This window comes from Actinophytocola gossypii (genome assembly GCF_025165815.1).
Lineage (GTDB): Bacteria > Actinomycetota > Actinomycetes > Mycobacteriales > Pseudonocardiaceae > Actinophytocola > Actinophytocola gossypii.
Genome location: NZ_JAFFZE010000026.1, coordinates 59,426 through 75,436 on the forward strand (window position 1 = coordinate 59,426; position 16,011 = coordinate 75,436).

The window sequence follows — 16,011 nt, forward strand, 5'->3', positions numbered from 1 at the left end:
GCCCACTGACGCTGAACGATCTCCGGAGTACCCCATCACCTGAGGCTACGACGTCACCCCGACATTTCCGGGGACCCCCTCGGCGGCCACGTCGCACAGGAGCTGACTGTCCGCACCGACCTTCGCCGGTGCGGACAGACCTACTCGATGATCTCGGGAACCAGCGCGAACCAGACTTCCCACCTGATCGAAGGGCGCCTGCGGTGCCCTACCCCTGACCGCCCAAGCCCGTGGTGTGCGATCAAGCCCCTGTGGGCAAGCATGCAAGCGAAGCGCTACGCCGCACATGCTTGGCATGGTCACCTTGATGCAGGCAACCCGAAAGACGACTCGATGACCAAGTTGCCAGCATGAATCCCCTGGTCGGCCCTGTTCCCATCCTTTGGTACTCCCGCCCGAGGTCCGGCCCTCCGCAGAACGGGTCTCGCGCAGGTTGGTGCCCTCCCCGAGGTCCGGCCAGGGCGGCGGCACTGGCCTCCGATAAGCCCAACCTCCGTTGGATGGCGTGGTCGCCAGGGCTGTGGTGACGGGCGTGCTGGCGGCTTGGGCGCGGGGGCGGCGGCTTGGTCGCCGGGGTCGTCAGGCGCGGCCCCTGCGGGGTAGGTGGTGGTGGCCAGACGTCAGGGCCGAAAACCAGCGCCGCGACGTCGACGCCGAACGCGCCGTCGCGGCGATCAAGCAGCCAGCGGCAACGATCTCCGATTGCCTCGTCAACCGCGAGCCTGCAGGCCACGAACCTGGGCGGGGACGTCCTGGACGCCTGTCCGCACCATCCTCACGTGCATCGCTGCTATAACGCCGTGTAACACGCGAGTGCCTCGCCACGGTTAACGGCGGGACGGCCGGATCATGTGATCGGCGGGCGACGCGGCGGGGAGGTTCGGGATGAGTGAGCAGATCGACTTGTTCGAGGCGTCGGCTTCGGCGGTCGGCTACCTCTATCAGCTCCGCAAGGCGCTCTACTTCTGCGTCGAACAGACAGGAGCCGGTCCCGACTGGTCCGTGGCCATCGAAGCGGGCGACGACATCGAGGTCCACGAGGACGCAGGACCGGGCCTCTGCCAACTCAAGCACCGCGCCCCGGGGACCAAGATGACTGACAAGGCCACTGACCTGTGGAAGAGCCTGCGGATCTGGGCCACCGGTTGGGCCGAGTCTGCAGCCAGCCAGGATCGCCCCACCTTTTTCCTGCTAACGACCGCCGAGGCCGCCGCGGAGGGCGCCGCCTACCATCTCCGGCTCCGGGCCTGACGCGCGGCGTTGCGCGCGCGTTGAGCTACGCGTCAGACGACCACATTCAGCGCCTTGGGAGAAGTGGTATGGACGGCATTGTGCAGCAGCCTGCAACGGAGAGTTGCGGTCAACGTTCGTTTGTGTAACGATTCGCAGCTTTGCTCAAGACGAACGGGGAGTACTGCTTGTGAACAGCGAGAGAGAGCTGCTGGCCCGGGTCCGGGAGGACCTCCGGGCGGCTGGCTACCCGCTCGTCCTCGCCGACATGCGCTTGCCCACCACCCGCAAGGAGCATCGCCTCGACGTCGTCGCGTTCGCCGCAGACAGCACCGGCGCTCTGCAGCCCGCTGTCGTCGTCGAGGTCAAGCAACGAAGGGTTCACGACCCGCAACTCGTCCTCGACCAGCTCGCCTTGGCCCGCGACATCCTCGGAACCCGACTGCACTACCTCGTCACCCCCGACGGCTGGCTCGAGGCTGATGGCGGCCTGCGCCGCCTGCAGCAGGTCGACGGCCCTGCCGAGGCGGACCGGCCCGGCGGCGAACTGCGTGACATCTCCACCGTCGAGCTTCTGCTGCAGCAGTACCTGTGGGCCGAGAGCAACCGGCACCGCAACGAGGCCGGACCAGATGCCGCCCTGGGCGCGGTTCGTGATTTGCTGATTCGCTTCGCCAGCCCGGCCACTGTGCCTGCTGACCAGACCGTGCCGATGGACCCGGCAACGCGGTGGCTCGCCGTGCGCGACGTCGTCCGCAAGTACCTGGCTCGCGACAGGCATCTCGAGCCGCTGCTCAGCCAGCCAGCGCTCGCTCGGCCAGTGGCTCAGCTCCTCGGCGACGTCGTCCCTCCGCGCGTCGAGGATCCGTTCGCTGGCCTCGGCGCCTTCCTGTGGGCGGTCGCCGACCGAGCAGTGGAAGCTGGCACCGTGGTGCAGCTGTCCGGCACGGACATCAACTCCAACGTGGTTGAGCTCGCTTCGGCGGTGGGTGCGCTCTGCCCAGTGCCGCTGCAGTTCCGCGTCGGCGACAGCTTCCGCCTACAGGATGGCGATCCGGTCGACGCGGTCCTCACGCAGCCGCCGCTGGGCCTGCGACTCCCCGACCCGTTCCGTCTGTCCAGCGGTGCGACGACGAAGGACGGTGAGCTGGCCGCGATCGACGTCGCCCTGAGCCGCCTCACGCCAGGCGGCCGCGCTGTCCTGCACATCAGCCGTGGGTGGACGTTCCGCAGCGGAGACGCGGCGCGGTACCGCGCGTACCTGGCGGCGAAGTGGCGCGTCGCTGCGCTCATCGGGCTGCCAGCCGGGGCGTACGCCGGCACGAGCATCCCGTCGACGATCCTGGTCGTTGACCGTGCTCAGCCCGGCGAGACGTTCGTCGCGAACCTCGAGGCGAACTGGGCGGAGGAGCTCGCCCCCGGCGGCTCCGTGCTCACCGAGTGCCTGAAGCATCTCGACGCACCGCACATGCTTGGCGGCGCGGGCGGCCAAGGTGAGTAGTCCCGTCACTGCTGTTCTCGATCTGCGGGAGCGAGCAACCTGGGACGTCACCGCGTTGCTCGCGCCGACGCCCGACGAGCTGTGGGGTCAGCAACCGCTCGTTCCGCTGGGTGCGCTCGTGCAGGTGCGCACGCCGCGCAACGAGGCGAAGGAGGACGAACCTGTCGTCGGTCCGGGGAGCGTTGACACCGTCACTGGTGACGTCCGCACCCGCCGTGGCCGTGGCGCCCATCGACTCGTCCTGCGCGTCGGGAATACGGACGCCGCCGCCCACCTCGGTGACGTCCTGGTGCCGCAGCTCGGCGACGGCCCCTGCGTGCTCATCGGCGAGCAGCACCGCGCCCTGACCTTCGTCAACTTCGTCGCGCTGCGCCCCGAGCAGCCGACCACCGGCCTCTGGCTGTGGGCCGCGCTGAGCTCTGCTCGTGGACGCGCGCTGCGCCGAACCCTGACGGTCGGCACTACCGGGCGACTCCCGCTGACCGCGCTGCTCAACACGCCCGTTCCGGTACCGCTCCCGCCCGCCGACCCGTGCTACGCCCAGCTCTCAGCGCTGCACGCGCGGACCAGCGTCGCCGTGAGCTCCGAAGGGCGCAGCTGGTGGCGCGTCACCACGCTGCCAGTTGACGGCCAGTGGCACCGCTACCTCGTCACACCCACACCCGAGGTCTTCAACGACGGCGTTCCACTGAAGGAACTCGCCACTATCATCGCTGGCCGCAACCCGCCTGGCGTCTTCGAGCAGCCGCGGCCAGGCGCCCTGCCCGTCCTCAACGGTCGGTCGGTCGATGGGAACAAGGTGCAGCGCTGGGCCGAGCCGGGGACCGGTGTAGTCGCGGAGCCCGGTGACGTCGCCGTTGTCGAGGTCGGGGTGCGCGGACGGGCAGCCCTGGTCACGCAATCAGCCATCGCCGGGACGGGCGTGCTGCTGGTCAAGCCGCACGACCGCAGCCATGGCGAAGCGCTGGCCGCCTATCTGCGCAGCGAGCCCGCTCAAACGCTCCGCGGCACCCTCATCACCGGCGGCGTCATTCCCAGGCTGAGCCGTAGCACCCTGGCGCAGCTGCCCGTGCCGCACGACGCGCTGTCCGCCTCCGGGGATGCCCATGCGCAGCAGCCGTCTCCCCACGCCCCACTGAGCGAGCAGTTGGAGCAGCTGCTGTGGAACTGACCGCACGGCTGGCGCCCGTGGTGTTTGCTGAGCTGTACCAGGAGCTCCAGAGCAGCTGCGCCACACAGATGGCTGACCGGCTAGCCGACATCGACCGCGATCTCGACTGGCTCAGCTTGACCATCCAGCGGTACGAGGCGCTCTGGGCGTACCGGCTCACCCTGCCGGACCCGCAGGAGCGGTACCAGCCGCTCGACGCCGACCACGCAGCCCTTGCCGCCTGGATCGCTGCCGGACTGCGCGGCTACGGCCCGAGCAACGAGATCAACCAGGCCGTGCAACAGGCCGTGCGCGACCGGACCGCCGGCGACCCGCCGGAGCTCGTCCGGGACCACAGCCGAGTCGCGCTCGTCGCCTGGAGCCTCGGGCAGGTGGTTGGCGACTACGACCGCTCGCTGCCCGTTGTGTTCTGCGAACCGCTCGCTGACCGCAGTGTGCAACTGGCCTACGAGGGGCTCGTGCAGCACGTAGTCGGGCTGCCGGAGGTGGACGAGTGGCCCGAGATGCTTGGCAGCGCCGTGCTGTGGCGGGCGTGCGGGCTCGCGGACGGCCTACGCCCACAAAGGGGCGGCCGATCCAACCTGGAAGCGAGCGTGAACGAGCTCATCGCCGGGATGCGCCGCTACGTCAGCTCCACCGTGCTCCTCCAGTGGGCGAAGGAGTGGCCCGAGTACACGAAGGTCCGCAACGGTTTCACCCACGTCGCCGGGGAGAACGGCGCGTACTCCTTCGCTGACGTCGCCTCACGCATGCGCAACCGCAGCGAGGTGGCGCCCGCCCTGACCAGCGCTACCACGTTCGTCGGTCACAGCCTTGCCGAAGAGCTTCTCGACAGCCCGCTGGCGCGGTGGCGAGCCGTGGCAGACAACCTCGAGTGGGAACTTCAGGCCTACGAAGACTTCGCACCCGCCGGGTCCGACTCATGGACGTCCCTGCATTTCGGCTGACTTACAGAACTGAGGTCCGGCCCTCCGCACAACGACCTCGCGCAGGTTGGTGCCCTCCCCGAGGTCCGGCCAGGGCGGCGGCACGTACCGAGATCACCAACCGACAGGAGGCAATGCCGCCGCCACTGGCCTCCGATAAGCCCAACCTCCGTTGGATGGCACGGCAACCACATCTCACGAGCTGCGCTCTTCGCCCCGTCGGATCCGAGGAACCAAGCCGAGGCAGGCCACGAGGCGCCGATCGTGCGCACCACGGTCATGCCACTGCCAGCGAGCTCCAGCCCGTTGACTCCTACAAGGGTGAAGACGCCCTGGTCGCACATAGGCCCGCTCTCACTGCACGAGCACCCGATGGTTCGAACGCTCGCTCCGGGCATCAGCGGACGTGTGGTCGCTCTAGGCCATGTCAACTGTCGAACCCGGGAACGTCGCCGCTTGGCTGGCTCCGTTAGCCTCGATGTGTGGAACGTGAGACGGTCACCACCGATCTGCGGCCGGAGTTGGTGGGAAACATCGCCGGTGAGTTCTTCGTGCCGAGTTATCAGCGCGGCTACCGCTGGGGATCCGATGAAGTCACGCGGCTCCTCGATGATATTCACGAGAGCGCGGGCAACAAGTATTTTCTGCAACCGGTCGTGGTGAAGCGTCGGGACGATGAGAAGTGGGAACTGATCGACGGTCAACAACGCCTGACGACCTTGTCCCTGATCCTCCGCTACATCCGACACCACCTCCCGACGGCGAGTCTGAAGTATTCTCTGGAGTACGAGACACGCGCTGCCAGTGCGGAGTACCTGCAGAATCCGACATCGGAGGATAGCCAGAGCAACATCGACTTCTTCCACATCTTCGGCGCCTTCGAGTGCATCCGAAAATGGTTCGAAGAGCAAGACCACACCACGCTCGCAGCAATCAACTTCTACAAGTACCTCTCGGAGTCGGTCTACGTCATCTGGTACGAAGCCCCTCCGGAGGTCGAGTCGACCACGTTGTTCACCCGCCTCAACATCGGGCGGATACCCCTCACTGACGCCGAACTCGTCAAGGCTCTCATCCTGACCCGCAGCCGCCAGGTCAAGCGCGACCGCGAGATCGCCGCGCAGTGGGACAGCATCGAACGTGACCTGCGCATCCCGGAGGTGTGGGCCTTCGTCACCGGTAAGTCCGCCCCAGAGGCAACACACATCACCCTCCTGCTCGACACGCTCGCAGGCAGGCCGCAAACGTACCCGCGTCCGATGTTCCACACCTTCGAGACGCTCCGGCCGCAGATCGAGCAGTCATCTGAGGATCTTTGGAACCAGGTGATCGACCTTCACTCGCTTGTCATGGGGTGGTACGACAACCGCGTTCTATTCCACAAGATCGGCTATCTCATCGCCAGGGGTCAACGCTTCGACGGCCTGGTGGCGCTGTCGAACGACTGCACGAAGCACGAGTTTGATGCACGCCTGGACGCGCGGATCCGCAACGACCTAAACCTGTCTCCGTCCGACGTTGCTGAGCTTCGCTATGGAAACTGGAGGGCCGAGGCTGTCCTGTTGTTGATGAACGTCGAAACCGTGCGGCGCATGAAGTTGTCTTCCGAGCGATTCTCCTTCAAGGAGCATGCGACCCGGAAATGGAGTATCGAACACATTCATGCTCAGAACGCCGAGCCGCTGAATCGCGCGGCCCAGTGGGAGGAGTGGCTCCGCCTGCACCGTAACGCCCTGGCTGGCCTTCCCACGATCGACGACTCCCAGCGCGCTGACCTCACGAGACGCATCAACGGCGCCCTCGACGACATCTCAGCCGAGACCTTCCAGCCACTCGAGCAAGAACTCAGCAGCGTGTTCAGTCGGGCCGGGGAGGGTGCGGACATCGACGCAATCTCGAACCTTGCCTTGTTGTCGAGTGAAGACAACAGCGCGCTGAGCAACTCGGCCTTCGAGGTGAAGCGCCGGAGCATTCTCGAACGGGACCGCGAGGGCTCCTACATCCCGGTCTGTACCCGCAATGTCTTCCTCAAGTACTACACCGACGCGGAAGGGCAGCAGGTCCACTTCTGGGGCGAGCGCGATCGCGCCGGATACCTCGTGGCCATGCAGAGCTACATCGCTCCATACCTGCTCGAGGAGGATGCTCCCTGATGGCCAACTACCTGACGTCCTACACCGGGCTCTTCTCATCGGACGCCACCGACGACGCCCCCGCCGTGAGGAGCATCGAGATCCCGCTCATCCAGCGCGACTACGCGCAAGGGCGCACGGACGGCCGCGTGCAGGAGATCCGGGCGCGGTTTCTCGACGTACTCTACGACGCACTCGCCGGCGACGAGAAGGTGGGACTGGACTTCATCTACGGGGATGTCGAGGACGGCACGCTACGCCCATTGGACGGTCAGCAGCGCCTGACCACCCTCTTCCTGCTGCATTGGTATCTGGGCTACCGGGCAGGGCAGATCGCCGAGCAACAACCCTGGATGAGCTTCTCGTACGCCACTAGGCCCAGCGCTCGCCTGTTCTGCCAGCGGCTGGTAAAGGCGGTGGCGCCGCCGAACGTGGCAGATCCTACGGCGTGGATCGTCGATCAGTCATGGTATCTGTACGTCTGGAAGCACGATCCGACCATTCAGGCGATGCTGGTGATGATCCGCGCCATCCACGAGCGTTTCGGCGACTGCGATGCTCGCCTCGCGTGGGAGCGGCTGGTTTCCGCTGATGACCCGGCCATCTCCTTCCAGCTCCTGCCGATCGACGAGATGGGCTCCGGCGAGGAGCTTTACATCAAGATGAACTCGCGGGGCAAGCCGTTGACGGCGTTCGAGAACTTCAAGGCCCGGTTCGAGCGCTCGATCTCGTGGGCCGGGGAGAAGGCCATCGCCTTCGATCAGCGGGTCGACGGGGTGTGGTCCGACATCTTGTGGCGCTATCGCGGTAATGACGACATCGTGGACGACGAGTTCATGCGTTACATCGCATTCGTCACCGACGTGTGCGAGTGGCGCTTGGGACGAGTTCCGAACGGTAGTTCTTTCGAGAACCGCGCGTTGCGGCTGTTCGGAACCGAAGGAGCGGAAGCGGAGGAGTGCCTGACCTTTCTCTTCCACGCGTTCGACACCTGGGTTGAGGTCGACATCGCGGAGGAGTTCCGACGGATCTTCACTTTCAGGCCGGTTAGCGCCGATGATGAGGGGCGGCCGCTGCTGCTCTTCGGTACCGACGCGAACGTGAACCTTTTCGATGCTTGCTGCCGCCACTACGACAGCAGGTACAAGGGACGATTCAGCTACGGTCGCACGCTGCTACTCCTGGCCGTCATCCTGAACCGTGCTGATCCCTCCGACGAATTCCCGCGCCGCCTGCGGGTGCTGCGCAACCTGATCGAAGCATCCGAGAGCGAGTTCCGTCCGCATCGGCTTCCCGCGTTGGTTGCCGACGTGGAGCGCATCATCGTTCACGGCTCACTCGAGGAGATCAAGGGTTTCAACAAGGCTCAGGCCGAGGACGAACTCGCCAAGTGGGCCTTCCTCGACGAGCATCCCCACCTTGCCCCGGCACTTTTCCGGCTCGAAGATCACCAGCTACTTCACGGGTCACTGCAAGCATTCGAACTTGACGCGGATACGTTCGGACACCGCGTGACCGCCTTCGAATCGCTGATGGCCGCGCCTGTCAAGTGGCGTGCTCTCACCGGAGCGCTCCTCGCGGCGGGCGAGTACGCGCGCCGTCGCAACGCTCGGGATCTGCAGTTCGGTTCGCCGTCGAACGGTGAACCGTGGCGCAACTTGCTCACCGGTACTGCTCGTGCGAACTTGGTGAACACTGCCACGGCGATGGGTGCGGTCCTCGATGCCGTCGCGGCGGGAACGGCATCGGACACCTCGCTACGTGAAGTCCGGGACGCGTTCCTGCGCGAACGAGAGCAAGAGGGGTACTTCGATTGGCGTTACTACTTCGTGCGCTACGAAGCGATGCGCGAGGGCGCTTCCGGAATCTACGCCAGTGTCGGTGGCGCGATGGGTTATCGCGTCTGCATGCTCAACAAGACCCAGATGAACGGTAAATACCGTGATCCCTATCTCACCGCCCTGGTTCGAGAGGCCGGAGCGAGCGGGGACGTCATCGACGGGGAGGAAGGTCCTTTTTTCATCGGCGGCTACGTTGAGGAAACGCGATCGATGTTCCTGCGCAAAAGTGGCACTGGCCTGCGCTGCGCGGTGGATGGTTTCGTTCTGAAGCCTCCGTCGCACAGCGAGTTTCTCGAACGCTTTCATGAGATCCGCGCCAACTCTGGCCTGGACGAGCAACTCAAGCTGGTCATACTGCAAGAGTGGCGTGACAACCGGCACGTAGACACCGAAGACCGCATCCAGGCCGGTGCAAGGTTGCTGCGTGACCTTGTCGCCGCGGGTCTCTGAGGGATTGTCAATCGACTTTAACCGGACTTGGGGCCCTGCCGGACCTAGAGGGTTCTGGAGACCAAATCCGCGCACAGCACTGCCCCACCAGCAGCCTTCACGCACTCGGACGATCTCACCGAGGGCCGGCGAGATGATGTGGCTCATCGATCGCCACTGCTGGTCAGGGCGCTCCGCACGGACCGTGCGGCAGGCTCAGAGCACCTCCAGCAACCGTCCGACGACCGCGTCGATCACCTCTGGCGCGTCGGCACGGACCTGGAGGAACTGCAAGTAGGCGAGCTGCCGGATCCGTTCGGGCACGTCCTCGGCGCGCACCGGGCCCCGAGCACCCACGACCACCGGAACGACGGGGATGCCGTGCTCGAACGCTGTGGCGATCTCGTGGACCACCCAGTCGTCCGGGGCGGTCGACCGGGATTCCCAGTCCGGACCGATGACAGCCACCACGACCTGAGCTCGCCGGATGCTGTCCGCGATGACCTCCCGGAAGTTCGCTCCGATTGGGATAGACCTGGTGGACCGGAAGACCGCTGCCTTGCCCAACCTGTTGGCTACGGCTTGGTCGATAGCGGCGGCCAAGCCGCTGTCCTCGACCCGGTACGTGATGAAGATTGGGCTCACCCGGTGGTCGTTCGCTGTTGACCGCGAGCCCGAGATTGCCAGCTTGGGTTGGCTGACGCCCGTCATCTCGTGCCGCAACAGCACCGCCAAAGCGGCGAAATCCGGTGAGGCGCCGTCTTCCACGGGAAAGGCGTCCATGGCGGTGCGCAGGGCTGCGCCGAGGACACCAGGCTGATACGGCCACGGTGCGCGGCCAGCCATGAGGTAGGTGAACTGTGGTCCCCGGCTCCCGGCAGGCGCGGCCTCGGCGATCTGCTGGCTTTCCTGCAGGGCGGAGTCGGCGGCGCCGCTGAAGCAGCAGTCCAGTATCACGATCACGGACCGGGCCTGGGTGTCGGCGAGCGCGGCGCGAACGGAGTTCCACGGCACCCCGGTCAGCTCCGGGGCACGCGGGTCGCAGTCGCGGGTCGCCAGGACCAACTCGCCGAACCGTGACAGCACGCCGTGCCCGGAGAAGTAGAGGATGAGTTGGTCCTCGGCGTCGGCGCAGGCTTCGACCAGAGCCCGCACGAATTCGTGCCGATCCGCGTCGACGACCGTGTCGACCAGCACCGCACCGCCGGCAGGCAACTCTTCGAACCCCCGCGCCAAGTCCTCGGCAGCCCGGTCGGCCGAAGGCAGATCTGGCAGCGACGGGTCGTCGTACCTGGCGACGCCCACGAGGACCGCCCGGGACCGCGCCATCCGCACCACGCGATCAGCCATGATGGTCTCCTGACCAATCGTCCGCGACCACACCGTCGTACAGGAATCCCTGCCCTAGATCGAGCGCCTCGTAGCGCTCGACGGCCAACCACAGCCGATCGAACCGGTCCCACATGCGCTCGACATCAGCTCCGGGCGCCATGGTGGCGAGGATGCGCACGACCTCGTAGAGCAGTGGCAGCTTTGGGGCTTCCCAGCAGTCGCTGAACAGGCGATGAACCGTGTCGCGACCGAACCGGTCCCTCAGGTCCCGGTCCTGTCGCTTGACCATGTCATCAAGGCTGGGCCTGCCCGCCCTGGCGTGCAACCGGTGCAGCTCGACTAGCAGTGCGCGCAGCGGTCCCTCCGGGATGTCCGGGAACGCCAACCTCCCCATGCGCTCCTGCCCGTCGTGCTGATCGTCGTGCGCCAGCGGCTCTCATCGCAATCTATCGCAACTGGGCGCGCGAGCGTCGCACAACGACCTCGTGGCCTGGGTGCAGGCGGTCTCCTTGAGGAAAGGCACATCGGTGCCGGAAACGGAGGGGACATGAAGGTCGTGGAGGTGCTCGGCGAAGTGGCGGGCAAGCTGATCGAGCTGGTGCGGACGGTCGTGATGACCGGGTGGGGGCCAGTCTTCCGGCTGGCGGTCGTGCTCTTGGTGATCGCGGTGCTGGTCGTCGTCGGGGGGCTCGGGCTCGCGGGGTCGCGATGAACCGTGGATCGACCCGCTCGACCTTGGGGGCTGATCGAACTCGGGCGCGGACGCATCTGGCCCCGCTCGGAGCCAGCACGGCACATCGACCCGGTCGCTACTCCGAGCGAGCCCTCAGACCTGCTCACCCAAGGACTGGCGGGATGACCGGCATCCCGATCGCCACCGGTCCACCGCGCGCCGTGCAGGCGAGTCGGTCGAGAGCGACCAACTTCTCGCGGGCCTGGTCCAGGCTGATCTGGAGCCCTTGGATTCACCGAGCCATCCGTTGGCGCGGGCCTCGGCGATCCGGACCCCGAGATTGCGCGCGATCTCGGCCAGCCGCGGCCGTTGCGTTGGCGACACCCGCAGCATGGAACACCGAATACAGGCTTGCTCGTGCGCACAGGGCGCCGAGTACGGCCGACCGCAGGTACCCAGTTCCACCTTACGCAATTCGAAGTGCTTCTGGAACTCGGTCCACTCCTGCGCGGTGGGTTCGCGGTATTCGGCGGCGGGCCGAACCATGCGCCGGTTGGTCAGGTAGCCCGGTAAGCTCGGATCAGTTCGGCCTGGAACACCGCGAGACAGGCGTGCGTGCTGAACAGGTTGTGGTGGCCGAGGATGCGCGCGGCGATGTGCACTGGAAGGCCGCCGGCACGGCGTCGGTGGCGAAGATCCGCCGGAAATCGTGGGGCATGTACCGCAAGGGCTCCCCCACGCGGTCGACAAGTCCGGCGCGGTGCAGGGTTTCGCTGAGCAGCCGGTAGAGCACCTTGGTGCTGATGATCTCCCGCCGCCAGCCGATCTTGCGTTGGAACAGGTGCGGCAGCAGCGGGCCGGTCATTCGCTCGTGCGGTCGTAGCGGGCGGCCAGTGGTACGCGGCCGTCCTCACCGCGGATGCGGTGCACCACCGAGGCCAGCACGCTGACCAATTCCGGCGGCACCAACAGTAGCCGCTCCTCATTGCTCTTCGACGGCACGATCTGCAACAGCGGCACAATCTCCCCGGTGTCCGGGAGCCGGTAGGAGACCAGCGCGAGGTCCGTGATCTCCAGCAGCTCCTCCACTCGGACGCCGGTGTGCCTCAAGGTTTCGATGATTGCCCAAGCCCAGAAGCGTTCTCCTCGGCGCACAACAGTTCGATGGTCTCGCCGGTGATGAGGTCTCCTTTGGTACTCCCGCCCGAGGTCCGACCCTACGCAGAACGGGTCTCACGCAGGTTGGTGCCCTCCCCGAGGTCCGGCCCGTTGACTCCTACGGGGGTGAAACGCTCTGGTCGCACATAGGCCCGCTCTCACTTCACGAGCACCCGAGGGTTCGAACGCTCGCTCCGCGGCATGTCCGAATGTTCGCTTAGTGGCGAAGGAGGTTAAGATGCGGCGCTTCTGTTCTGGGCATTGAGCAGCCGTCCCCAGGGCGGGCGGGGACAGATGTCGGGTGGGTGGTCAGGCGAGGCGGTTGATGATCCAGTCGAGGATAGTTCGGGCGGCGCGGAACATCTGGCGGCGGGAAAGACGTAGTCGCTGCGGGGGGAGAGAACGATGGCCAACGATCCTTTGAATCTCGACGAGTCGAGCGAGTGGGCTGGCCTGTGGTGGCTGCCGGACAATGCTGACGAGCAGGTCCCGGGAGTGCTCCGGTACGGCCCCGAGGGTGGCCTCTCGCTCTCGCTGATCGGCACGTTCGAGGATCGCATCACGTCGAACCCTGCTCCGGGGGCGACGATGCACCACGAGGGCACTAGGACGTGGGACGTCATCTACGGCGCGGCAGAGCAGCGCGAGATCAGCCTCCTCGGCTGCGTTCCCAAGGGCGGAAAGCGGACCATGTTCGCGCGGGTGAACAGCCCCGCCAAGCAAACCCTGATGGCGACGACCGCGATCATCGGTGCGCACGTGAGCGGCGAGGACGACGCTGCGTTCTCGGCGGCCGAGGTCTCGGTCGAGGACCTCGGGCTCTGGGCTGCGTCGACTGTGTTCACGGGCTTCGTGGGCACTCCCGAGGGGAGGATCGACGGGACTGGGAGCATGTCCGTGAAGCCGGTCGAGGTCCGGTCGGTTGTGGTCGACGGGACTGAGTTCCGCCTTGAACACCGGCACACGCTGCCGTATTTCGACCAGCGCAAGGGCGAGACCGTGGGGCGCATGCGGGACACGGCGTTCGTGCGAGCCGTCCCGGCGACCCCGTTCTCTGCGGCCGGGGCGCTGGCGGCGGCTAGCCTGGTGCAAGATCTGATCACCTTGGCGACACACCGTGCGGCTGGCGTGATCTGGCTCCGACTGGAGGTGGCCGGGACCGAGTCGGTCCTGCCGGACGGTCGCCCCGCGCCGCGCCGCCGGGCCGACGTACTTTACTCGCCCGTCGCGCTCGGCAAGCACGATGCCAAGGCCGTTGACGACCACCGAGTCTTCTTCACCTGCGAGTCGTTTCCGTTTGAGGAGATTGTGCCCCGCTGGTGCGAGGCCCACGGTCGTCTGAAGGCTGCGACCAACATGATCCTTGGGCTGCGTTACGCGCCAGCCCGCTTCGTCGAGAACAACCTCCTGACGGCGGTGGGCGCTGCCGAGGTGCTGCACCGCGGCCTCCGCATCGACAAGAAGCCGTTCCCCAAGAAAGAGTTTAAGGAGATGCGCGAGGCGATGCTCGCGCAGGTCCCCGAGGAGTTCCGCGCCAGTTTCCGTGGCGCGATCCGCAACGATCCGACGCTGCGGGACAGGCTCCACGCTCTCGCCGCGCGCCCCGACCAAGACGCGATCGCACTCCTCATGCCGGACGTGGGCCACTGGGCGAAGAGGACAACGCAAGCCCGCAACGACCTCGCGCATGAGGGCAGGACGCCGAACCACCCGTTCGAGGAGCTGATCGCCATCGTTGAAGTAACCACGGCGGTCGTGATCCTCAACGTGCTGCACGAGCTAGGCCTGCCAGCTGGGCGGCAGCGAGAGATCGTGCAGGAGCACCCTCAGCTGAGAACGACATCGCGAACCGCAGGCAAATGGCTGATAGCTCCGAAGGACCATCCCGACACTGGTGAAGCAGCGCACGTGCTGGAAGCCTGAAACAACGACGACCGAGCCACGTAGCACTGGCAGCGCGGCTACAACCACACCGCACATCTGGGCCACTACCGACCACGACCCCTCACATGCTTGGTGTCTCTCCGATGAACGCACGCTCGTCGGCACGTGCGGATGTTCGTGAAACGACGAACCAGTTCTCCGGCAACGACTGGTCCCGGTCGGACAGCCCGAGAACCTAGCCACGCCGCCCCACGACACGCCCGTCCCGCGATGTGTCACAGCGCGAATCGCGCCTCCACTACTAGGCTGCCGGTGCAGATCCCCTGGTCAGCCCTGTTCCCATCCTTTGGTACTCCCGCCGGTGATTCGAACCTACGCACGGCGATATCGCGGCCGATAGCGCGGCGGGGTGCTCCTTGGGTGCTTCACGGCGACGACCCGGACCGGCACATGCAGATATCCACCGACAACCGCGAACGCCAACTACCTGCGAAAACGGTACGCAGCGACACGTCGCGGCATCGAACGGCATGACCGTCCGCTGGCTCTTGACCAGCGGGTATGGGGGTTCGATGCCCCCTGGCGGCGTGTGCCAAGACCGCAGGGGGCGGCGAGTTCAGGCGGTGGAAGCATCTGATTCGAGGAGTACGGTGAATACTTCGCTCGGTTTCTTCCAGGCATGGATCTTACGGGGTCGGTCGTTGATCTCGGCGGCGATGGCGGCCAGGTAGCGGGGGTCGCTCGGGATGGTGACGCCTTGGGGAGGAACTCGCGGACGATGCGGTTGAGGTTCTCGTTGCTGCCGCGTTCCCACGGTGAGTGTGGGTGGGCGAAGTACACCGGCAGGCCTGTCGCGGTGATGTCCTTGTGTAGAGCCATCTCCGACCCGCAATCCCAGGTCAACGAACGTTTGATCAACACAGGCAGTAGGTCGACGGCGGCGATGATCGCCTCGCTGACCGTCAACGAGTCACGCCCGGTCAGCGGGACCAGGATCAGGAACCGGCTGGTCCGCTCGACCAGGCTCGCCACCGCCGTCTTGCCACCCTTGCCGATGATCAAGTCGCCTTCCCAGTGCCCGGGCACCGCGCGGCCCTCCACCTCGGCGGGACGTTCATCGAGGTAGCGGGGCTCGCGGATACGCGGCGCCGGAGCCGGACGAGGTCCCCTGCGCTCGGTGCGGCCCGAGCGCAGCGCGACAAGTTCGCGGCGCAACGTGGCCACCGGTTGGGCATAGACCCACTGGTAGATCGCTTCGTGACTCACCCGGCAAGCGTCCCGCCCGCCAAGATCACATGCCACCCGCCCCGCGATCGACGCCGGTGACCAGCCCCGACGCAGCCACTCGATCACCCTGGCCAGCAACCGCGGGCACCGTGCCACCGCCATCGGCTTCGGCCGTGATCGAGCCGCTCCCGCCGCCCGCTCCGCCTCCACAGCCCGATATCGACCACGCCCGCCGTGACGAGCCACCTCCCGCGACACGACCGAGGCATCACGACCAATCCGGACCGCGATGTCCTTGAACTCCAACGACTCAGCCAACCCCCGGGAGATCTCCTCCCGATCAGCCAAGGTCAACATCCTGCGCACGACAGGGAATCCTTCCCCACCGAACACCAAGATCAAATGCTACGACCGCCTGAACCCACCGGCTGCACGGCCGTGAGGCTGCAGATCAGTGGCTTCTTGTTCTACGCCCGGCTTGGCAGGGTCACAGCTGGTGGAGGGAAA

At 66.2% G+C, this 16,011-nt stretch carries 12 protein-coding genes and 1 pseudogene; 8 read left to right on the top strand and 5 right to left on the bottom strand.

Annotated elements, in window-relative coordinates:
* Nucleotides 1-885 precede the first annotated feature (885 nt).
* From JT362_RS31320 to JT362_RS31345, 6 genes are all read left to right on the top strand, one after another.
* On the top strand, nt 886-1,251 hold the full coding sequence (locus tag JT362_RS31320) for a hypothetical protein (RefSeq protein ID WP_260195480.1): 366 nt from the start codon (nt 886-888) through the stop codon (nt 1,249-1,251).
* Between the two features lie 169 nt (nt 1,252-1,420).
* The gene (locus JT362_RS31325) at nt 1,421-2,731 is read left to right on the top strand and encodes an N-6 DNA methylase (protein WP_260195482.1); all 1,311 of its coding nucleotides are present in this window, start codon (nt 1,421-1,423) and stop codon (nt 2,729-2,731) included.
* On the top strand, nt 2,724-3,902 hold the full coding sequence (locus JT362_RS31330) for a restriction endonuclease subunit S (RefSeq protein WP_260195483.1): 1,179 nt from the start codon (nt 2,724-2,726) through the stop codon (nt 3,900-3,902). The genes JT362_RS31325 and JT362_RS31330 overlap by 8 nt, the downstream gene beginning before the upstream one ends.
* Complete coding sequence (locus JT362_RS31335; RefSeq protein WP_260195484.1) at nt 3,893-4,849, top strand: hypothetical protein; 957 nt, start codon at nt 3,893-3,895, stop codon at nt 4,847-4,849. The genes JT362_RS31330 and JT362_RS31335 overlap by 10 nt, the downstream gene beginning before the upstream one ends.
* Before the next feature lie 461 nt (nt 4,850-5,310).
* Nucleotides 5,311-6,981, top strand: a complete 1,671-nt coding sequence (locus tag JT362_RS31340; protein WP_260195485.1) for a DUF262 domain-containing protein — start codon at nt 5,311-5,313, stop codon at nt 6,979-6,981.
* The gene (locus JT362_RS31345; protein ID WP_260195486.1) at nt 6,981-9,251 is read left to right on the top strand and encodes a DUF262 domain-containing protein; all 2,271 of its coding nucleotides are present in this window, start codon (nt 6,981-6,983) and stop codon (nt 9,249-9,251) included. Before JT362_RS31340 ends, JT362_RS31345 begins: the two co-directional genes overlap by 1 nt.
* A 195-nt stretch (nt 9,252-9,446) precedes the next feature.
* Here JT362_RS31345 and JT362_RS31350 read toward each other — a convergent pair whose 3' ends face one another.
* Nucleotides 9,447-10,580, bottom strand: a complete 1,134-nt coding sequence (locus JT362_RS31350; RefSeq protein ID WP_260195487.1) for a TIR domain-containing protein — start codon at nt 10,578-10,580, stop codon at nt 9,447-9,449.
* On the bottom strand, nt 10,573-10,851 hold the full coding sequence (locus JT362_RS31355) for a hypothetical protein (protein ID WP_157620981.1): 279 nt from the start codon (nt 10,849-10,851) through the stop codon (nt 10,573-10,575). Before JT362_RS31355 ends, JT362_RS31350 begins: the two co-directional genes overlap by 8 nt.
* A 258-nt stretch (nt 10,852-11,109) precedes the next feature.
* On the opposite strand from JT362_RS31355, the gene JT362_RS31360 reads away from it, so the two are divergent.
* Entirely contained in the window at nt 11,110-11,274 is a 165-nt protein-coding gene (locus tag JT362_RS31360) for a hypothetical protein (protein ID WP_260195489.1), read from the top strand.
* 541 nt (nt 11,275-11,815) lie between these two features.
* Here JT362_RS31360 and JT362_RS31365 read toward each other — a convergent pair.
* On the bottom strand, nt 11,816-12,100 hold the full coding sequence (locus tag JT362_RS31365) for a hypothetical protein (RefSeq protein ID WP_260195490.1): 285 nt from the start codon (nt 12,098-12,100) through the stop codon (nt 11,816-11,818).
* Nucleotides 12,097-12,324 carry a hypothetical protein gene (locus JT362_RS31370; protein WP_260195492.1) on the bottom strand — a complete coding sequence of 76 codons (228 nt, stop codon included), beginning with the start codon at nt 12,322-12,324 and terminating at the stop codon, nt 12,097-12,099. Before JT362_RS31370 ends, JT362_RS31365 begins: the two co-directional genes overlap by 4 nt.
* Nucleotides 12,325-12,798: 474 nt before the next feature.
* Between JT362_RS31370 and JT362_RS31375 the strand changes: the two genes are divergently transcribed.
* Complete coding sequence (locus JT362_RS31375) at nt 12,799-14,316, top strand: ApeA N-terminal domain 1-containing protein (protein ID WP_260195493.1); 1,518 nt, start codon at nt 12,799-12,801, stop codon at nt 14,314-14,316.
* Between the two features lie 577 nt (nt 14,317-14,893).
* Here JT362_RS31375 and JT362_RS31380 read toward each other — a convergent pair.
* Nucleotides 14,894-15,861, bottom strand: a pseudogene (locus tag JT362_RS31380) (IS30 family transposase).
* Nucleotides 15,862-16,011: the final 150 nt, after the last annotated feature.